This window comes from Mesorhizobium sp. M1D.F.Ca.ET.043.01.1.1 (genome assembly GCF_003952385.1).
Taxonomy (GTDB): domain Bacteria; phylum Pseudomonadota; class Alphaproteobacteria; order Rhizobiales; family Rhizobiaceae; genus Mesorhizobium.
The window spans coordinates 4,259,848-4,275,519 of the sequence record NZ_CP034444.1 but is presented as its reverse complement, the minus strand read 5'-3'; the positions used below and the strand labels follow the sequence as shown (position 1 = coordinate 4,275,519).

General features: G+C 63.7%; 14 protein-coding genes. 3 read left to right on the top strand and 11 right to left on the bottom strand.

The genetic code is table 11. From position 1 onward, the window contains the following. Positions 1-144 precede the first annotated feature (144 nt). Positions 145-1,497 carry a phosphoglucosamine mutase gene (glmM, locus tag EJ067_RS20735; RefSeq protein WP_126087125.1) on the bottom strand — a complete coding sequence of 451 codons (1,353 nt, stop codon included), beginning with the start codon at positions 1,495-1,497 and terminating at the stop codon, positions 145-147. Positions 1,498-1,865: 368 nt separating this feature from the next. On the opposite strand from glmM, the gene EJ067_RS20730 reads away from it, so the two are divergent. Together EJ067_RS20730 and EJ067_RS20725 are read left to right on the top strand one after the other, a co-directional pair. Continuing rightward, positions 1,866-2,717 carry a hypothetical protein gene (locus EJ067_RS20730; protein WP_126087124.1) on the top strand — a complete coding sequence of 284 codons (852 nt, stop codon included), beginning with the start codon at positions 1,866-1,868 and terminating at the stop codon, positions 2,715-2,717. Positions 2,718-2,957: 240 nt separating this feature from the next. Beyond that, positions 2,958-3,416 carry a hypothetical protein gene (locus EJ067_RS20725; RefSeq protein WP_126087123.1) on the top strand — a complete coding sequence of 153 codons (459 nt, stop codon included), beginning with the start codon at positions 2,958-2,960 and terminating at the stop codon, positions 3,414-3,416. 200 nt (positions 3,417-3,616) lie between these two features. Here EJ067_RS20725 and ftsH read toward each other — a convergent pair whose 3' ends face one another. From ftsH to ybgC, 10 genes are all read right to left on the bottom strand, one after another. Further along, on the bottom strand, positions 3,617-5,551 hold the full coding sequence (ftsH, locus tag EJ067_RS20720; protein WP_126087122.1) for an ATP-dependent zinc metalloprotease FtsH: 1,935 nt from the start codon (positions 5,549-5,551) through the stop codon (positions 3,617-3,619). 105 nt (positions 5,552-5,656) lie between these two features. Next, positions 5,657-7,048, bottom strand: coding sequence for a tRNA lysidine(34) synthetase TilS (gene tilS / locus EJ067_RS20715; RefSeq protein WP_126087121.1), 1,392 nt, complete (start codon positions 7,046-7,048; stop codon positions 5,657-5,659). 153 nt (positions 7,049-7,201) lie between these two features. After that, on the bottom strand, positions 7,202-8,353 hold the full coding sequence (gene ybgF, locus EJ067_RS20710; protein WP_126087120.1) for a tol-pal system protein YbgF: 1,152 nt from the start codon (positions 8,351-8,353) through the stop codon (positions 7,202-7,204). Positions 8,354-8,543: 190 nt separating this feature from the next. After that, positions 8,544-9,050, bottom strand: a complete 507-nt coding sequence (gene pal / locus EJ067_RS20705) for a peptidoglycan-associated lipoprotein Pal (RefSeq protein WP_095816681.1) — start codon at positions 9,048-9,050, stop codon at positions 8,544-8,546. 229 nt (positions 9,051-9,279) lie between these two features. Further along, the gene (locus EJ067_RS20700) at positions 9,280-9,657 is read right to left on the bottom strand and encodes a four helix bundle protein (protein WP_126087119.1); all 378 of its coding nucleotides are present in this window, start codon (positions 9,655-9,657) and stop codon (positions 9,280-9,282) included. Positions 9,658-9,709: 52 nt separating this feature from the next. Next, positions 9,710-10,984 (bottom strand): Tol-Pal system beta propeller repeat protein TolB, encoded by a 1,275-nt coding sequence (gene tolB / locus EJ067_RS20695; RefSeq protein ID WP_245468331.1) that lies wholly within the window; start codon positions 10,982-10,984, stop codon positions 9,710-9,712. A 77-nt stretch (positions 10,985-11,061) separates the two neighbouring features. Beyond that, complete coding sequence (locus EJ067_RS20690) at positions 11,062-12,216, bottom strand: energy transducer TonB (protein ID WP_126087117.1); 1,155 nt, start codon at positions 12,214-12,216, stop codon at positions 11,062-11,064. A gap of 6 nt (positions 12,217-12,222) precedes the next feature. Continuing rightward, entirely contained in the window at positions 12,223-12,684 is a 462-nt protein-coding gene (tolR, locus tag EJ067_RS20685) for a protein TolR (protein WP_168247413.1), read from the bottom strand. A 9-nt stretch (positions 12,685-12,693) separates the two neighbouring features. Continuing rightward, the gene (gene tolQ, locus EJ067_RS20680; RefSeq protein ID WP_126087115.1) at positions 12,694-13,404 is read right to left on the bottom strand and encodes a protein TolQ; all 711 of its coding nucleotides are present in this window, start codon (positions 13,402-13,404) and stop codon (positions 12,694-12,696) included. A gap of 290 nt (positions 13,405-13,694) precedes the next feature. Beyond that, on the bottom strand, positions 13,695-14,168 hold the full coding sequence (ybgC, locus tag EJ067_RS20675) for a tol-pal system-associated acyl-CoA thioesterase (RefSeq protein WP_126087114.1): 474 nt from the start codon (positions 14,166-14,168) through the stop codon (positions 13,695-13,697). Positions 14,169-14,220: 52 nt separating this feature from the next. Here ybgC and EJ067_RS20670 point away from each other — a divergent pair, with 52 nt between their 5' ends. Beyond that, entirely contained in the window at positions 14,221-15,471 is a 1,251-nt protein-coding gene (locus EJ067_RS20670) for a cellulase family glycosylhydrolase (protein ID WP_126087113.1), read from the top strand. Positions 15,472-15,672 lie beyond the last annotated feature (201 nt).

The following is a 15,672-nucleotide window of genomic DNA, read 5'->3' as shown; positions in this document are numbered from 1 at the left end:
AAAGGTTAAAAGCCGTTTAACCGTACCGATTAACCACGAATCTATACAATTTTAGAGAGCATTCCGTTGTCCGGCCGGCGTGCGCGCACGAAAAAGCCCGCCGGGCGGCGGGCTTCCAGGCGACCAGCTTTGCTTCGGCCTTCGTCAGGCGGCGCTGCGGGTTTCCGAGATGATGCCGACGATGTCGTTGACGACGGTCTCGACCAATTGCGGATCGTCGCCTTCGGCCATGACCCGGATCAGCGGCTCGGTGCCGGAGGGCCGGATGACGAGGCGGCCGGACTTGCCGAGCCGGTTGCGCGCCTCCTCGATCGCCGCCTTGACCGGCGCCTCCTCCAGCGGCTTGCCGCCGGAGATGCGAACATTCTTCAAGAGCTGCGGCACCGGCTCGAACTTCTTCGACAGCTCGCTGACCGGCCGGTTCTGCCGCTTGATGCAGGCCAGCACCTGCAGCGCCGAAACCAGTCCGTCGCCGGTGGTCGAGAAATCGGAGAGCACGATATGGCCGGACTGCTCGCCGCCGACATTGAGGCCATGCGCCCGCATGTGCTCGACGACATAGCGGTCGCCGACCTTGGTGCGGTGCAGTTGCAGCTTCATATCGCCGAGGAAACGCTCGAGGCCGAGATTGGACATCACGGTGGAGACGACGCCGCCGCCGGCCAGCCGCCCGCCCTGGTGCCAGGACTCGGCGATCAGCGCCATGATCTGGTCGCCGTCGACGATGGCGCCGTTCTCGTCGACGATGACCACGCGGTCGGCGTCGCCGTCGAGCGCGATGCCGATGTCGGCGCGCACCTCGTGCACCTTCTTCTGCAGACCTGCCGGATGGGTCGAGCCGCATTCCTTGTTGATGTTGAAGCCGTTCGGCTCGACATTGATGGCCACCACCTCGGCGCCGAGCTCCCACAGCGCCTCGGGGGCCACCTTGTAGGAGGCGCCGTTCGCGCAATCGACAACGATCCGAAGCCCGGAAAGCGACATCGAGCGCGGCAGCGTGCGCTTGGCGAACTCGATATAGCGGTCGTGGACGCCGTCGACGCGCTTGGCGCGGCCCAGCCCGTCGGAATCGGCCAGCGCGAGCTCGATATCCTTGTCGAGCATGCTTTCGATGCGCTCCTCGATCTCGTCGGAGAGCTTGTAGCCGTCGGGGCCGAACAGCTTGATGCCGTTGTCGAAATAGGGATTGTGCGAGGCCGAGATCATCACGCCGATGTCGGCGCGCAGCGAACGCACCAGCATGGCGACCGCCGGTGTCGGTATAGGCCCGAGCAGGAACACGTCCATGCCGGCAGCGCACAGGCCCGAGACCATCGCGTTCTCGATCATGTAGCCGGAAAGCCGCGTGTCCTTACCGAGCACGACGCGGTGCCGATGGTTGCCGCGCTGGAATGAAAGGCCGGCTGCCATGCCCACCCGCATGGCGACCTCGGCCGTCATCGGAAACTTGTTGGCGCGTCCGCGGATGCCGTCGGTGCCGAAATATTGCCCTGCCATGCCTGCCAATGTCCCCGTCGGTTTTTCAGCCGTCCGTATTGCCACAATTGGGCCGCATCCGATCATCACATTTCGTGATTATATATTACCATTCCTTAGAAAATCATTGTCGCGGGCGGTTCAAGTGATTCGACAGCCTACCACGACCTCTGACTGTAGCGGCAATATACCAGCCGGAGCGAGCTTTTCTGCCCAAGGTCGCCGGGCAAAACCTTGTTTTCGCAGCCGACGCCAAGCAATTCATCACCTTGTCGGGAGGAACACACTTTGTGACGCCATCCGTGCCGGAAGCATCTGGCGCAGTCGGAAGTTGAGAGCTATTGATTTGGTATAGGGACACCACCTGGCGGCAGCAAGGGAGAAACGCCATGCTTATTCATAGACTTGCAACATTGACGGGCCTCGCCGTCGCAGCCTTTTTCGTGGCGGCGCCGGCCAACGCGCTGACCATGGCCGAGTGCAGCACCAAGTACAACGCGGCCAAGGACGCCGGAACGCTGAATGGCCAGACCTGGAACCAGTTCCGCAAGGCCGAGTGCGGCAGCGACGCCTCCGCAGCGACCGACACCAAGGCCGCGACCGACACCAAGGCGGCTGAAACCAAGCCGGCCAAGAAGGCCAAGGAGTCGACCGCCGCGGCAACCGCCGACAGCTCCGCCAAGGGGCTGACCGCCAAGGAATGCAGCGCCAAGTACCAGGCCGCGAAGGCCGCGGGCACGCTGAACGGCATGAAATGGAACGACTTCCGCAAGACCGAATGCGCGGCCGGCGCCACCGCGGCGGCGACCGACACCAAGCCTGCCAAGGCGACCAAGACCGCCACGACGGCGGCTGAAGGCGGCAAGGGCCTGAGCATGGCCGAGTGCAGCACCAAGTATCAGGCAGCCAAGACCGCCAACAAGCTGAACGGCATGAAGTGGAACGACTTCCGCAAGGCCGAATGCGGTGCCGACGCCGCCGACGACGACACCGTGCCGGCCCCGACCGAGGCGACTTTCACCAAGGAGCCGGCGAAGCCGACCGCAGCTGCGCCGAAGGGCGTGACCTTCCCGACCGCCATCTCGCCCAAGTTCGCCACCGAGACCCCGGCCAAGGGCCGCATGCATACCTGCCTCGAGCAGTACTATGCCAACAAGGACGCCAACACGCTGAACGGCCTGAAGTGGATCCAGAAGGGCGGCGGCTTCTACAGCCTCTGCAACGCCAAGCTGAAGAGCTGATCGCCTAATTATTCGAAGAGAAAAGGCCCGCGCATCGCAAGATGCGCGGGCTTTTTGTTGCGCGCGAAGACGCCCGCGGCCTTGCTCGCATCTGCATATCGCGGGACTGTCGGCATCATCGATTCTCTCCCACACTGCCCACCGCCAGGCTTATCGGTAGTCGCAAAGATTCTAGTTGAACATATCGGGAACAAACAGTATACAAAAAGACATCAACCTATTATCAATCGGGAGGGTCTTATGTTCAGTTTGAAATTGGCGGCGTTGGCTGTGACGGCAGTAGTCGCTTGGAGCACCGCACCTGCAAGCGCACTGACGATGAAGGAATGCGGCGAGACCTATCGTGCAGCCAAGGAAGGCGGCACTCTGAACGGCATGGACTGGGCCGCTTTTCGCAAGGAGAAATGCGCGACGTCCGCCGCGGAGAGCGTCAGCGCGGATACGGTCAAAACCGCAGAGCAGCAGAAAAAGGAAACCAGCGCGGCGGTCGCCCCCACTGTAGCGCCGGCGGGCGTGACATTCCCGACCACCCTCGCCGCCGAGTTCAAGACCGAAAAGCCCGCGAAGGCCCGGATGAAGACCTGCCTGCAGGGTTACCACGACAACAAGGAGGCGGGTACATTGAACGGCCTTCGCTGGATCCAGAAGGGCGGCGGTTACTACAGCCTCTGCAATGCGCGGCTGAAAGCTGAATCATAAAAATCGAATACGGCGGATAAGGCGGTTCACCGTTTTTCCCGCAGACGTTGAGCCATCATCCTCGGGCGTGTCCGAGGATCTGCTGTCGGGCGATATCTGGGCGCCAGGACGAGGGAAGTCTTGCCTTGTCTCCAATTTCCAAACAAAAACGCCGCGGACCAAGCCGCGGCGTTTCTCGGTCAGTCTTTCGCGCACCAACCTCAGCTTGACGGCTGCGGTTCCATGCCGCCTTCGGGCTCGGGGCCCTTCTTGCGGCGGCCGCCGGTGCCGGCCTTCGGCACAGCCGAGCCGCGGCTGGGCGGCGTGTCGTCGCCGAGGTCGCGGGCGGGCTTGTGGCCGGCGATCAGCTGCTTGATCTCGTCGCCGGTCAGCGTCTCGTATTCGAGCAGCCCTTCGGCGAGCGCGATCCAGTCCTTCTTCTTCTTGGTCAGGATGGCCTTGGCCGTCGAATAGGCGTCGTCGATCAGCCGGCGCACCTCGGCGTCGATGATCTGCGCCGTTTCTTCCGAGATGTTCTGCGTGCGCGCCACCGAATGGCCGAGGAAGACCTCTTCCTGGTTGTCGCCATAGGCGACATGGCCGAGCTTGTCGGAGAAGCCCCAGCGCGTGACCATGGCGCGCGCCAGCTTGGTCGCCTGCTCGATGTCGGAGGAGGCACCGGAGGTGATGTTCTCCTTGCCGAACTTGAACTCCTCGGCGACACGGCCGCCCATCATGATCGCCAGGCGCGAGATCATGTACTTGTAGCTCATCGAATAGCGATCGCCTTCCGGCAGCTGCATGACCATGCCGAGCGCGCGGCCGCGCGGGATGATGGTCGCCTTGTGCAGCGGGTCGGCCGTCGGCACGTTGAGCGCCAGGATGGCGTGGCCGGCCTCGTGATAGGCGGTCAGCTCCTTCTCGGCCTGCGTCATCGCCGACGAGCGGCGCTCGGCGCCCATCATGATCTTGTCCTTGGCGTCCTCGAACTCGGCCATGGTGACGAGCCGCTTGTTGCGGCGCGCCGCCATCAGCGCGGATTCATTGACGAGGTTCATCAGGTCGGCGCCGGAGAAGCCCGGCGTGCCCCGCGCGATCACCTTGAGATCGACATTGGGCGCCAGCGGCACGTTGCGCACATGCACCTTGAGGATCTTCTCGCGGCCGACGATGTCGGGGTTCGGCACAACGACCTGGCGGTCGAAGCGGCCGGGCCTGAGCAGCGCCGGGTCGAGCACGTCGGGCCGGTTGGTGGCGGCGATCAGGATGATGCTTTCGTTGGACTCGAAGCCGTCCATCTCGACCAGCAGCTGGTTCAGCGTCTGCTCGCGCTCATCGTTGCCGCCGCCGAGGCCGGCGCCGCGATGGCGTCCGACCGCGTCGATTTCGTCGATGAAGATGATGCAGGGCGCGTTCTTCTTGGCCTGGTCGAACATGTCGCGCACGCGACTAGCGCCAACGCCGACGAACATCTCGACGAAGTCCGAGCCGGAAATGGTGAAGAACGGCACATTGGCTTCGCCGGCGACCGAGCGGGCGAGCAGCGTCTTGCCGGTTCCGGGAGGGCCGACCAGAAGCACGCCGCGCGGGATCTTGCCGCCGAGGCGCTGGAACTTCTGCGGATCGCGCAGGAACTCGACGATTTCCTCAAGGTCTTCCTTGGCCTCGTCGACGCCGGCAACGTCCTGGAAGGTGACGCGGCCATGCGCTTCGGTGAGCAGCTTTGCCTTCGACTTGCCGAAACCCATGGCGCGCCCGGAGCCGGACTGCATCTGGCGCATGAAGAAAATCCACACACCGAGGATCAGGATCATCGGCAGCCACGAGATCAGGTAGCCGAACAGCGAGTTGGAGCCGTCGGTTTCAGGCCTGGCGTTGATGGTGACGTTCTTGTCCTGCAGCCTCGAGACCAGCGACGGATCCCCGGGCGAGTAGGTCTGGAAGCCGTTGGCGTTGTCGGTGTAGTTGCCCGAGATGCGGGCGCCGGCGATCGTCACGCTCTTGACCCGGCCGGACGCGACATCCTGCAGGAACTGCGAATAGGCAATCTCGCTGGAAGCGCCGCGCGTCTGCGGCGTCTGGAAAAGATTGAACAGGGCGATGAGCAGGACCGCTATGATCGCCCAGAGCGCGAGGTTGCGATAATTCGGATTCATCTATTGTCCTGTTGGCGTCCGCACGCGGACCCACGATGGTGATGGAGGCTTGGGCCTAACATAGGGAGAGCGCCTCCCCTTGCCAAGCATAACAGCACGCCTCGGTTAAGCTTTCGCCCATGCTCCGTCGCGATCATGGCCGCGACAAGGCAAGGGCAGCAGCGGCGGTGCGCCGATCAGCGCGGCGACTGCCGCCGCGGGCTTGAGATCGAAGGACGGCAGGAAGCGCGCGAAAGGTGACACCACCGGGATGATCGCCGCTGCCGGCGGCGTCACGCCGCCGCCAGCAAAATCAAGGCGTTCACCGCCGCGCCACAGCGCGGGTTCCGCGGCCAGCGCCCTGCGCAGCACGCTTGCTGGAACATCGCCTTCCGGGGCATATCGGCTGGCCGCCGCGGACCCCGCCGGAGCGATCACCAACCCGTCCGATCTGTCGCTCAATGTGATCCTGCGCCGGCCGTCCCAAACGGCCTGGTCCGCTGCCTGAACGGCGGGCAGGTCGCGGGCCTCGCGGTGAAGAAAGATGCCGATCCGGCGCGCATCGACCACCGTCCGCGACAATGTGGCGCAAAGCGCCCCGGACCGCAGGCGCTCGAACAGCGTCCGGCAACGCGCCTCATCGACGAGAAACGAGACGCCGCCGACCGTGGCAAGCAGGATGCGCAGCGCATAGACGGCCGCTTCGCTGTCCTCGCCATCGGCGAAAGCGCGATCGAGGCGGATGAGCCCTGGGGCCGGGCTGCTGGCAACGGCGCCGATCAGCGCGGCCGCGCGCCGGCCGAGTTCCTCGCGCTCGGCGGCCGCCTGCCCGGCCTTGGCGATTGCCTGCTCAGCGCGCGCCTCGCCGTCGCCGCCTGCAAGCGACATGCGCAGGCGCGGCCGCTCGAAACGCTGGTCGACATTGGTCGGATCCTCGGCCCAGCCGATGCCGCGGCGCTTCAGCATCTCGCGCAATGCCGCGCGGCGCGTGCCGAGCAGCGGCCGGGCGATCCATGTACGCCAATCGTAGAGCGTGGCGGGCGCCATGCCGGCCAGGCCCCGGCCGTCGTGCGTATCGTCCTCGCTTGCCCCCTCGTCACGGGCTTGCCGCATCAGCACGGTCTCCGCCTGGTCGTCGGCGGTGTGGCCGGTCAGGATGAGCCGGATGCCTTCCGCTTCCGCTGCCTCGGCGAGCAGCCGGTAACGCGCCTCGCGCGCGGCGGCGGGCAGGCCGGTCGACGGCTTGCGGCCGGACCAGACGAGCGTGCGATGCGCGATGCCGTGCCCGGCGCAGAGCCGGGCCACCGCTTGCGCTTCGGCCGCCGAACCTGGGCGCAGGTCGTGATCGATCGTCACCGCAAGCAGCCTTGCCGCGGGCAGGGTTCGATCGAGGTGCTGCTTGAGGAGAAAGAGAAGGGCGGTCGAGTCGCTGCCGCCGGACACGGCTGCAATGGCGCCGTTGGAAAAGTCGAAGTCTGAAAAAAGGCGGTCCGAAAGATCAGGCTCGGTGTCGAGCATCAGTGCATGTCGTCCAAAAGCGGTCCCGGTTTCAGGATACCGACATGCAAGGCTAGAGCAATTCCAGGAAAAGTGTGAGCGGTTTTCCGTCCGGAATTGCGTAAAGACAAGAAGATAGGGCATTTCGCCGTTTCCGTGAAACGGTGAAACGCACTAGCACGACGCCAGCGCCTTTTCCTGCTTGATGCGTTCTTTCAGCGTGCCGGAGACATCCGGATAGCGCTTGCCGATCTCGTTGAAGGTGGCGCAGGCCACGTCGTTCTGCTTGAGGCCGACCAGCGACACGCCGAGCTTGAGCAGCATGTCGGGCGCCTTCTTGGCCTTCGGATAATCCTTGCTGGCCGCCAGGAAGACCTCCGCCGCGTCGCGGTATTTCTGCTGGCCGAGCAGGGATTCACCCAGCCAGTAATGCGCATCCGCCGCCTTGGCGTCCTTGGGGAAGCGGGAGATATGGTCGCGGAAACCCTGCTCGGCGGTGGGATAATCGCCCGACAGGATGAACTGGTAGGAGTTGCGGTAGAGCTCGTCCGGATTGTTCGTCGACGGCAGCGAAGCCATCACCGTGCCGCCGGCCTTGCCCTTGCCGCTCTTTGCGCCGGTCTCGGCGGAAGGCGCGTTTGCCGTGGCCGCGGGAGCTTCCGCTTGCGAGCCCGCCTGCGGGTCGGACTCGGCATTGACGACATTGCCGTTCTTGTCGACCGTGATGGTGCCGAAGTTCTTCGGCGGCGCGCCGGTGATCAGCTTGCCCGGATCGCCGCTCTGCGATTCGACGATGACGTCGCCGACGCTCTTGCCGCCGCCGTCCTGCGCGCCAGCGTCGGACGGGGCTTGCGTCGCCGGGGCTTGGGCGACGCCGGTGTCGGCACCGCCGCCGCCGGTGCTCGAGTCCCCTGTATTTGCGTCGCCAACGCTGGTGTTGCCGTCCTGCGGCGCGGCCTCGGACTTCTTCTGCCCGGTGGGCTTGGCGCCCTGCGAGCCGCCTTCGAGCTGCTGGAAGCGGAACTCGTTGTCTTCCTGCTGCTTGCGCATCTGCTCCTGCATTTGCAGGATCTGGAAATTGAGCTCCTCGATCTTGCCGTTCATCTGGCGCAGCTGATCTTCCAGGCCGGTCATGCCGGCATTGTCCTGCTGCGCCATCTGCGCCGGCTCGGCCTTCTTCTTGTCGCCGAAGATGCCGAGCGTCGGCAGATGGAAAGTGAACCCGCTGTCCGAGGATTGCCCGCTGTCCGCCGGGGCGGCGACGCCTGCGATGCTTGATACGAGCAGCAGCGCAAGCGTGCCGCTCAGGACCGTTCTGAAATGCATTCTGTCTCTCGCCGTGAAATCTGTTGGCCTGATGCGCCTTTCCAAATCGGAATGGGAGGAAGCGCCCTCGCGCTCTTAGCAGGACGCGAGACTTCGGCCAAATTTTGTTTCAAGCGCTCGCATATGAAAAAGGCGGCCCTGAGGCCGCCTTTCGTTCCGCGATGTTGTATTTTTGCAGCCAGACGAGGCGTCAGGATCCGGCGCCCGAGAGCGTGGTGACGGCGCGGCGGTTCTGCGACCAGCACGAGATGTCGTCGCAGACGGCGACCGGGCGTTCCTTGCCGTAGGAGATGGTCTTCAGGCGGTTGGCCGCGACGCCCTTGGAAACCAGGAAGTCGCGGGTGGCGGCGGCGCGGCGGGCGCCCAGCGCCAGATTGTACTCACGCGTGCCGCGCTCGTCGGCATGGCCCTCGATGACGATGGCATATTGCCTGTACTGGTTGAGCCACTGTGCCTGGCGGCCAAGCGTCGTCTGCGCGTCGGCGCGGATTGACGAGGAGTCGGTGTCGAAGAAGATGCGGTCGCCGATGTTGACGGTGAAGTCCTGCGCCGAGCCGGGCGTGGCGGCGCCGGCGCCGTTCAGGCCAAGATCGGCCGCGCTGTTCGGCGTCTTCTTCGAGGCGCAACCGGTGATGGCGAGCGCCGCCACCAGCGCGATCATCGCCGGGTTTCTGGTAAGTGCTGCGATACGGCCCATGCCGCCTCTCCTTCGCATTCGAGTGATTTCGTTGATCACCCAGTAACCACGTTTGGGTTAACCGGCATTCAAGAAACACAGTTAATTTTTCGTTTCGAGCCGCCGTCCTCGGCCGATTTCGCTAGGCTCACAATGCGCGGGGACCGTAGGCGGAAATGCGGCCAAAACGCGACGAGCTGTGAAAAAGGGGAATTGAAGAATTGGAGAATTGAGGAATTGAAGAAAAGGCTTACTTCAGCTTCTCCCTCAGATTCACCAGCATTCCATAAATGTGAACATAGGACTGCTGCCATTCGTCGCGCTGCGCTTGTGTGATGTAGCCAAGATCGAACGCGTAAGAAATCCACGTTTCAACTTCGCTGCAGGATCCCATAGCCATCGAAATGAACCGCGCGAATTCGGGTTTGGAATGGGTCTGCTTGGCGAAGCCCTCGGCCAGATTGGCGCAGATGGCCTTGCTGGATCGACGCATTTGGTCGGCCAACGCGTATTGCTCGATTTTCGGAAAGACAAGCGTGGCCCGATGAACGTCGAGGGAAACTGCATAAGCGCGCCTATAGACTTCCAAGTCCTTCGCGCGCTTGATGTAGCTGCTTTCTTTCTCCATTCTTCAGTTCTTCAATTCTCCAGTTCTTCAATTCCTCTTCTTCCCCGCCCGCTCATTCCAGCAGCGGCGACCAGGCCGGGTCCGAAGCAAAATTCGCGGTTGGAATCTGCTGCTCGTTGCGGCCGGTGAGGTCGACGGAGACGAGCTTCGGTCCGCCGGCGGAGTCGCGGAAGAACATTAGAACGCGACCGTTCGGCGCCCAGGTCGGGCCTTCCTGCTGGAAGCCGGAGGACAGGATGCGCTCGCCCGAACCGTCGGTCTTCATGACGCCGATCTGGAACTCGCCACCGGACTGCTTGGTGAAGGCGATGAGGTCGCCGCGCGGCGACCATACCGGCGTGGAGTAGACGCCGTCGCCGAACGAGATGCGGCGCGGGTTGGAGCCGTCGGCGCCCATGACATAGATCTGCGAACGGCCGCTGCCGCCGCCGCGGTCGGAGGTGAACACGATCTGCGAGCCGTCCGGCGAATAGGACGGCGAGGTGTCGATGGCGACCGAATCGGTCAACCGCGTCGTCGAGCGGCTTCTCAGATCCATGGCGAAGATGTTGGAGTTGCCGTCGTCGCGCAGCAGGCTCATGATCACCTTCTGGCCGTCAGGCGAGAAGCGCGGCGCGAACGTCATGCCGGGGAAGTTGCCGACCAGCTCGCGCTGGCCGGTCTCGATCTGCAAGAGATAGACCTTCGGCTGCCCGCTCTCATAGGACATGTAGGTGATTTCCTGCCGGTTCGGCGAGAAGCGCGGCGTCAGCACGATCGAGCGACCGTCGGAGAGATAGCGCACATTGGCGCCGTCCTGGTCCATGATGGCAAGCCGCTTCTTGCGCGCGTTCTTGGCGCCGGACTCGTCGACGAAGACGACGCGCGTATCGAAATAACCCTTCTCGCCGGTGATCTTCTCATAGATCGCATCGGCGATGATGTGCGCGACACGGCGTTGATTGGCGTCGTTGGCGAAAAACTGCTCGCCGGCCATCTGCTGGTTGCCGAAAATGTCCCACAGCCGGTACTGCGCGCGGATGCGGCCATCGGCTTCCTTGCTCACGGCGCCGGTCACCAGCGCTTGGGCGTTGATGACTTTCCAATCCTCATAGCGGGGCGCGGCGTCCGGATTCGTGATCTTTTCGACAAAGGCAGCCTTGTCGATCGGCGCGAACAGTCCCGACCGTTTCAGATCGGCGGTTACGATTTCCGATATCTGTGGCCCAAGCCCCCCTTGAAAATCGGGGATGGCGATCGGCAGCGGCTCAACATTGCCCTGGGTGACCTTCAGTTCAACCTTAGCCAATGCCGGCAAGGCAGAGCCCAAAGTCGTGCCCAGTGCCATCGCTGCGATCACCAGGAGCGGATTGAGGAAAGATCTCATGTCTTCTCGCTTTTCTTCTTCGATTGTTCAGACTCGGCCTAGAGGCCAAACATCGCTCGTGGATCGAACGTGACTTCGACATCGTTCCAGATGTCCTGCTTGCCGGCAGGAACCTGTAGGCCAGCCATGTCGCATTTCTGGATGGCCCGCACCGCGCTGGCGTCGAATTGGGGGTTGCCGCTCGACTTTTCGACATTCGGTCGGCCATCGAGCTTGCCGGAGGCATTCAGATTGAACTGGATGACTGCCACAAAGTTCTCGGCACCCTCAAGACCGGCTGGAATTGACCAACAGCCCTTGAGCTGATCCTCCAGGGCCCCCTGCTCCGACTTGGAGAGCTTCTGGCCCTGGTTCTTTTCGCCGCCGAGCGAAGCCTGCTGGGTCGAGCGCTTGGCGCCGCCGCCGGACGGCTTTTGCTTGTCGAGCAGGGCCGTTATCTCGTCGGCGTTGAACTGCTTCTCATCCGACTTCGGCTTCGAGGAGGCCTCCTTGACCGGCTTTTCCGCGTCCTTGCGTTCCGGCGCCTTGGCGCTCTCGGCCTGGGCCGGCTGCGGCTTCGGCCGCGCCTCGGGCGCCGGAGCGGAGTCCGGAAGCTTGGCCTCTTCGGTCGGCTGTTCCTTGGCGATCGCCTCGGCGACGGCGTCCGGCTTCACCTCCTCCTTCTGGATGGCGGCGGTCGTGTCCTTCGGCGGCGCCGGCGTGGACTCCTTGGCCGGCGTCGGCTTGGGGTCCGTCTGCTTGACCGGCTCGGGCTTGACCTCTTCCTTGGGCGCAGGCGTCGGCGCCACTTCGGTCGCGGGCACCGGCTTCGGCTTTTCCTGCGGCTTCGGCACGTCCTCGACGGCCGGTTTTTCGGTCGGCGTCGGCGCCGGCGGCGGCGCCGAAGTCTTTTCGACCGGCTTCGGCTTGGCCTCGTCCGTCACCGGCTTCTCGGTGTCGACGCTGTTCTCGCCGACCTTCTGGGCATCGGGAACGATATCCGGGCGCTTGGTCGGCAGCGGCGCCGGCTTGTCATGCATGACGGCTTTCTTGTCGCCCTGCAGCGTCTGCGCGATCGCCTCCATCGGCACGATGTCGACCGCCACCGACTCCACGTCTGAAGCGGGCATCGCCGGCGGCGAGGACAGCGTGAACAGCCCGAAGGCCAGCGCCACCGCATGCAAGATCACCGATGAGGTGAGGCCGGTCCGCATTCGCTTCTATTGATCCTGTTCCTGCAGCGAGATCAGGCCGATATTCTTGTAGCCGGCGGCCTGGATGAGGCCCATCACCTTCAGCGCGGTGCCGTAATTGGTCGCTTTGTCGCCGCGGATGAAGATGCGCTCGTCATAGCCGGTCTTGGAAATCGCCTGCAGCTTGGCGACCAGCTCTTCCTGCGGGATTTCGGTCTCCTGCAGGTGAATCTTGCCGGCGGCGTCGATCGAGACTTGGATCGGCTGCGTGTCGGCATTCATCGCCTTGGCTTTCGTTTCCGGCAGGTCGACTGGCACGCCGACGGTCAGCAGCGGCGCCGCGACCATGAAGATGATCAAAAGCACCAGCATCACGTCGACCATCGGCGTGACGTTGATTTCCGACATCAGGCCATGATGGCGGCCACGGCGCCTGTGGCCGCGTCCGCCTCGCCCTATGCCACCCGCGCTAGCAGCAGACATCCCCATGATCGTACCTCAGGCCTTCTGCGCGACTTTTTCATCGATTTGGCGCGAGAGTATGGCGGAGAACTCGTCCGCAAACCCTTCCATGCGCACGGCAAGCTTGTTCGCATCCGATGACAGCTTGTTGTAGGCGATGACGGCGGGAATGGCCGCGAGCAGGCCGATGGCCGTCGCGAGCAGCGCTTCCGCGATGCCGGGCGCCACGACCGACAGGCTGGTGTTCTTCGAGGCGGCGATCGCCTGGAAGGACGTCATGATGCCGATGACGGTGCCGAACAGGCCGATGAACGGCGCGGCCGAACCCGTGGTGGCGAGGAAGCCGAGCCGGCCCTCCAGCCTTTCCATCTCGCGGGTCAGCGCCAGGTCCATCGCCTTGTCGATGCGCGTCTGCAGCGCCAGCGCCGATTTGGCGCCCTTCTCGAAGCTCTTCTTCCATTCGCGCATGGCGGCGACGAAGATCGCGCCCATGCCGGTGGTCTTGCGGTCGGACAGCGTGCGATAGAGCTCCTCGAGCGACTGTCCCGACCAGAACACCTGCTCGAAGCGGTTGAGCGCCATCCGCATACGGCTGTAGGCGACGAGCTTGTCGATGATGATCGCCCAGGTCCAGATCGAGGCGCAAAGCAGGCCGATCATGACCAGTTTGACCACCCAGCCGGCCTGCATGAACAAGGCCCAGATCGACAAATGCGCAGCCGGATCGGCGAGTGCGATGTTTTCCATGACTTAAGTCCTTAAGATTTTCCGGGCATCGCTAGCGGCTGGCCCATGGGCATCCCTTTGGTCACATCGCGCGAAGCTTGGAGCTTTGCGGGACTTGCCCCGAAATGCACCGTTTCGCGGCCTTTTCGGGGCAAATATTGGTGAAAGGAAGGCGCACGAATTGCGGCAATCTTCACCAATTCCTTCATGAACCGTTATGGTTAAGGATGGGTTAGGATATGAAGCGCGGCGCATTGCCGCGCCTGGGCAACAAGCTTTATGCCTGCGATCGTCCCGTTAACGCCCCGAAATCAATCGCTTGCCTTCGGCATGAATGCAGCGATCCACTCTTTGGGGAAGCGCCTCGGCCGGCCGCCCTCGCCGACGATCGCCGCCTCGACCTTCGCCTCGACCAGCACCTCGCCGCCGCGCTTCAGTTGCTGCGCCATGAAGATGCGGGCGCCGGAAATGTCTTCGGTGCGCGTGTCGATGGTGACGATGTCGTCCATGCGCGCCGGCGAGCGGAAGTCGATCTCCATGCGCCGCACCACCCAGACGATGCGCTCGCCATGCTTGCCATCCAACAGCTCGGTGTGATGGACGCCGGCGAGCCGCAGGTAATCCGAGCGCCCGCGCTCGAGGAATTCGAGATAGCGCGCGTGATAGACGACGCCGGAGAAGTCGGTGTCGGCATAGTAGACCCGGGCCAACAGGCGATGGCCGAATGCCGTCAGCGCTCCGGAAAGTCCGGCGCTGAGCGCCGCCGATTCACCATGATCGTCCATCGCGCTTTCCTTTTCAGGTCCAAACAGGCAGGTGTTTTCGCGCTGGAACCGGATGGCACTGTTGGGCTCGATGATCAAGACCTCGATGGCGGCACTGCTGACGCTTGTCGCTGTGGCGTTGCCGGCCGAGGCGGCGACGTTCGCGATGAAGCGCGGCCTCAATCTCGACCAGTGGACGACCTGGACCGGCGAGGAGAAATGGAACGACCCGAACGCCATCCTGCCCTATCCGGAATGGCGAAAGTTCCTCAAGGAGGATGACCTCAAGGCGCTGAAGGATGCCGGCTTCGACTTCCTGCGCATGCCGGTCGACCCCGCGCCCTTCCTGTCCGACGAGACGCTTGCGCTGCGCGACGACCTCTACGCCAGCGTGCGGGACTCGGCGCGCATGATCAACCGCGCCGGGCTGAAAGTGATCGTCGACCTGCATCTCATTCCGGCCGGCGGCAGCCGCAAGATCGGCATGAGCGAGGTGTTGGACGATCCGGAGACCTTCGACGCCTATGCCGAGCTCGTGCGCAAGATGGCGCGTACGCTGTCGCAGGAAGACCCGGGCCAGGTCGCCCTCGAGCTGATGAACGAGCCGATCGTCGATTGCGACGAGAAGGGCACCAACCTCTGGCCGGACCGCCAGAAGACATTGTTCGCGGCGGCGCGGTCTTCCGCCACCAGGCTGACGCTCATCCTCACCGGGGGCTGCTATTCGAACGCGGCCTCGCTGGCGAAGATCGACCCGAAGGCTATCCCCGACGACAACATCATCTGGGCCTTCCACTCCTACGATCCGTTCCTGCTGACGCACCAGGGCGCGACCTGGGCCGGCGACTTCATCCGCTATGTCACCGGCCTGCCCTTTCCGCTGACAGCCGTACCGCAGGCGCAGCTCGACGTGGCGCTGGACACGATCCGCGCCCACATCAAGGCTGAGGCGCCGTGGACGCGCCGCAGCGGCATGCTTGCCTATCTCGATGAGCAGGTCGCGAGCATGGACAGCCCCGACAAGCTCGTCGGCGTGATGGATGCGCCTTTCAAGACCGTCGACGACTGGGCCAGGGCCAACGGCATCAAGCCGCAAGACATCACGCTTGGCGAGTTCGGCATGATCCGCCAGGAATATGGCAATCCCTATGTGATGCCGGCAAAATACCGCGCCGCCTATGTCAGGGACATGATCGCGCGCGCCGAGGCGCATGGCTTTTCCTGGTCGGTGTGGGGCTATGGCGGCGCCTTCGGCATCGTCGACGCCTTCGACGGCGAGAGAGCGGAACCCGATGTGATGGACGCGATCAGGTCGCTGCGCTGAGGCGCTTGGGGGGCGAACCAGTTCCTCGACACAGGGATTTTGAAGGTTGCCGTTTGTCTTGGTGCAAGATTTTCCATTCAACGCCGGGGATTGGTTGAAACCGCCCCAAGGTCGTCATTCTATGGCGGAGCAAGGAGCGAAGCGACGCGGCGCAGACCATAGAATCCATGCCGTGACCTGGAAGCGTTGCTGCGGTGCAGA